This is a genomic window from Prevotella sp. P5-92 (assembly GCF_002251245.1).
Lineage (GTDB): Bacteria > Bacteroidota > Bacteroidia > Bacteroidales > Bacteroidaceae > Prevotella.
This window is the reverse complement of the sequence record NZ_NPJG01000003.1, coordinates 1-4,491: the sequence shown is the minus strand read 5'-3', so window position 1 is coordinate 4,491 and position 4,491 is coordinate 1. Positions and strand designations below refer to the sequence as shown.

2 protein-coding genes and 1 pseudogene are annotated in these 4,491 nt (G+C 40.1%); 2 read left to right on the top strand and 1 reads right to left on the bottom strand.

Features of this window, described 5'->3' with window-relative positions:
- The first annotated feature begins 139 nt into the window (after positions 1–139).
- Entirely contained in the window at positions 140–2,458 is a 2,319-nt protein-coding gene (locus CIK99_RS00625; RefSeq protein ID WP_044064959.1) for a carboxypeptidase-like regulatory domain-containing protein, read from the top strand.
- A 178-nt stretch (positions 2,459–2,636) separates the two neighbouring features.
- Positions 2,637–3,200, top strand: a complete 564-nt coding sequence (locus tag CIK99_RS00620) for an RteC domain-containing protein (RefSeq protein WP_052484764.1) — start codon at positions 2,637–2,639, stop codon at positions 3,198–3,200.
- Between the two features lie 134 nt (positions 3,201–3,334).
- Here the strand turns inward: CIK99_RS00620 and CIK99_RS00615 are convergent.
- Positions 3,335–4,491, bottom strand: a pseudogene (locus CIK99_RS00615) (IS1380-like element IS612 family transposase); the annotation flags it as partial.

The window sequence follows — 4,491 nt, the reverse complement described above, 5'->3', positions numbered from 1 at the left end:
GATTTACGCTTGTTTTGATTTGCAACACTAAGATAAGTGAAAAATCTGACATGGCAAAATCCTGAGCAACTTTTTGTTGCTCAGGAACTTATAAATAAAGTTAAATCAAAGTGTTGCGGAATTAAGGAAGAAAACAAGTATGGACTTTAATAAAGCTCGATTATTATATCTTATCGTATTTTTCCTGTATTCCGGCCTAAGTGTGTCCGGACAATCGATTCATGTTTCAGGAAGAGTACTTCAACAAAATACGCAAACACCTGTTGAGTTTGCTAATGTCGTTCTATTCAAACAAGATTCAGTCTTTCTGAAAGGAACAACGACAGACACTATCGGAAGATTTGAATTTGAAAATCTTCCCACAGATAATTATGTGCTGTCAGTATCCTGTTTAGGATTTGAAACAAAGCGGATTTTGATACAGAATCTGACGGAATCAGCACAAATAGATGTGTATTTGAATGAAAATGTTTTGTTACTTGGGGAAGTGGTGATTTCTGCTTCTTCCACAATAAACAAGATTAACCAACGGATTGTGTTCCCGACAAAATTGCAAATCAGCCATTCTGCCAACGGAATGCAATTGCTGAATACAATGATGCTTCCCGGCTTGAACATCAATCCGATGCTGAATACGATTTCATCATCCGACGGCGGGAAAGTCATTTTGCAGATTAACGGCGTAAATACCACGCCGGAAGAAATTCAGACCTTGCAACCCCGCCAAATCAAGCGGATAGAATATTCGGATTATGCAGGTATCCGATACGGACATGCTTCCAAAGTTATCAACTACGTGGTAGTAAGGGATGATAAAGGCGGTGTTGTTGGTGTGGATTTGATGAACTCGCTGAATATCCTTGCAGGGGGCGATGTTTTCTTTGCCAAATTCAACAAAGGAAAATCGGAATATGCTTTGAACTACACCGCAACGTTTCAACGCATCAACACGAATAACAGAAATCGCACAGGTAGTTATCAGTTTGAAAATTCATCCCCTATATTGAGGGAAGAAATCAGTGCCGGAGGTGATTATTCGTACCAAATGCATGATTTTTCGCTGACATACAACTATCAGCAGAGCGATTCGGCTTTTTTCAATGCCAAGTTGAAATATAATCTGAGCAATCAGCCTCACAACGATTTCAACAGTTTTCTAAAAGAGAATGGCACGGACAAAGGGTTGATTTTTGACGGAAGTCAGCAAAAAATTAATGTTCCTACCATCGACTTGTATTACCAGTATGGTTTACCCAAAAATCAGAAAATATATGCTAATGTGGTGGGGAGTTATGCGAACGCAGCATCTTCGCGGAATTACTGCGAATACAACGATGTTGATACTCTTTTCAGCGAACGTTCGGAACTGTTTTCCGATAAATATTCACTGATTGCCGAAGGCATATACGAAAAAGGATTTGCCCATGGAAATTTGAAATTCGGGATAAAACATATTCAGTCGTTTACAGAGCAGACAATTAATCAGGGCGAGGAATTCAAATCGGATTTGAATCAGGCGGAATCGTCGGTTTTTGCAGAGTGGTTTTATAGTAAGGGCAAATTCAGCTATAGCTTGGGACTTCGCCTGAATCGCCTGCATTTTTCCAATGTATCTGTTACCAAAAGCTATTACCATTTCTTACCCAAAGCGATGGTTGGCTATCGGTTCAGTGATAATTCTTTTATCCGGTATGATGCGGAGATGAGTCAAACGAATCCAACCCTGATGGAGTTGGCCGACACGGAAATCCGTCTTGACTCGTATCTTGCCGAGAAAGGGAATCTGTTGCTTCAACCGTACCTGAATCTGAATAATAATTTATATTACGAAAACAGAAAAGGGTTGTTCGCTTTCAATGCAAGCCTGCATCATCACTACAAACACAATCCTATCATGGAATCGAAAAGAGAACATGGAAATGTGTTCCTGACAATGCCCGAAAACATGAAAGATTGGAATAAGTATAATGCGGAGATAACATTGAAAGTAGGGATGATAAAAAACTTCCTGCAATTTTCGGTTACAGGAGGCTTCAACCACTTTGACAGTCGTGGGAACAACTATTCGCATACCCATTCTAATTTTTATTACAGGGCAGATGTTTTGGCAATGTATAAGAAATGGATGCTGATAGGCCAGCTACAGCCTTTTGACGAAAGGTTATACGGCGAAACCGTCATAAAGGATGGTAATTATCACTACTTGGCTATCCGGTACAATGCGACTAATTTTTCTTTTGGCATAGGTGCGTTCAATCCGTTTAAGAATGTTTCCCGAACCATTATGGAAAACAAAAATGCACAAGCGCCTTTCCGAAGAGAAAGTTTTAGCGATGCATCCCGAATTCTCGTTGCCACGCTCACTTGGAATTTTAATTTCGGAAAAACTCATCTTGTCGGTACTAAATCGCTGAATAATCAGGATACCGACTACGGAATCAAAGGAAGTTATAAGTAAGATTAGGTGTTGATTTCAACAAATTCTGTATTATGTATTTCTGGCAAATCTATCACTAATTATCTTTCAGCGACATGTTGTTGCTTCGCGTTCACTGAATCCTATCGGAATTCAGTGAACGCCTTTATGTGTCGTCAACTGACGATATCATCCTTTTTTTTACTCAAAATCAATAAAAATGAAAGATAAGATAAAAAACATTGCAGAAAAATTAGAACATCAAATCAGGATGCATGAACTCGATTTAAATGACAGGATTAAAGATATTCCTCAAATAATATTGCTGTTGGAACAGGGGTTCTCGGAATTGAAAGAAATAGTTTCGTTTTATAAGTTCAAAAGTGAAATGGATGAAATATTCTTTTTCAAGATAATAAAACCCAAGTTTTTTAGTAAACTAATCTATTACAGGAAAGTGTATAACATCGAAATGATGCGCCCCAACGGACAAGATTGTGTGCTGAAAAATTATTTCATCAATGAACTGAATCAGTTAGAGAATTTCTACAATAAGAACATTGATTTCTATAAATACTACCGTTCGGGAAGTACGCATTTGGATAAGTACTTTTTTCTGAGAGGAAAACAAGATATTCAAATGACAATGGAAACATTTTATTTTGAAAGAGACCCTAATTTTTCTACGATTTGCGATTTTAAAGTTGCAAAAATAGTAGCAAACGAAATGTTGCGAATTTATCTGAATCCTAAAATCCGCAACTATCATCCAATACACGATTAAGGGTAGATTTATGAGTCGTTAGTAGCAGCTTTCAGTAAAAAGCAACAGCACAACATCAATATGTAGCCACCATCCCCTTACCCCACGATGCGACTTGAGGTAATACGCAGATTCAAACCGGAAAGAAAGGATTCTTATCCGAATTCTGTTTTGAAGGGTTTTGCATAAGCGCGGTTTTCAGTATAGATATTCAGCACGTATTGCCTTGCAGTCATGATCCACTTGGCAGGTACGGAGATGAATCTGAAGACAAAAGCCTTTATGCGACTCGTTTCCTTGAGCCCGAAAGCCTTGGTGTCAAGCCTGCTCATGATGGTCTTGTAGAAATTGTGTATCAATGCAGTAAGCAGAAGAAAGACAGTATTCTCCGCCATGAATGACTTGGGGAGTCTGCTCCAACCGAATCCGTTGTTCATGTCGTCAAAGATACGTTCCTTGCCGCCACGCAGATTGTAGAATTCAACAATGTCCCTTGTCGATGACTTGTAATCGTTGGTCAGAATACAACGGTAAGTGTATTCGCCTTCCCACAGGTCAAGGTCGCCACTGTTGCGTCTTTGTCTCTGGATGACAAGACGATAGCACTTGCCTTCCCATTTCTCAACGAGAATGGAATTGAGTTCGAACTGGATGCCGTTAATCTCCTCCGTCTTCCATCCTCTCAGAGCAAAGATGTCATTGTAGAGCGAACTGCATCGGTTGGCACGGATGTAGAAATGTTTGCAATGCTTCTCTATCTCACTGACGATTTCCTTCGAGCAGGAACCGCAGTCTGCCCTGAAGCGATTTACACGGATGTTCTGGGATTCCAGAAGAGCGAAGAATCTCTAATGGGTGTCTGCCTGATGAAAACGCACATTCGTGTTACCATCGCTGTTCTCGATATAGACTATCTTGTCACCGATAACATATACGCCAGGCCTGTAGCCGAGGAACTTTTTGTAGGTCGGTTTTGCATCATACTTCTCCGTTTCAAGGAACTGATGGTCAAAGTCAACATCGTATTCCTCAATTTCCTTCAACTCGCCTGTAGAAACCAAAGCGTTTATAAGCAATGTGTTGAGTTTGTCTGCAGTATTGAAATCATAGGTCTTGCCTTGGTCGGAAGTATAGGAGATGTTTTCCTGTGTCAGTTCCTTGATGGCTCTGAGGATGGTATCAGAGCTGCATGTACGAAGGGTAGGATGATACGAGAGATGGCGCATCAGTTGTGACGTTACATCTTCCACGCATGAGCCGCCACAGAAATAAACGCTCATCAGCGAACGGACTATCTCGCTGAACTGATATC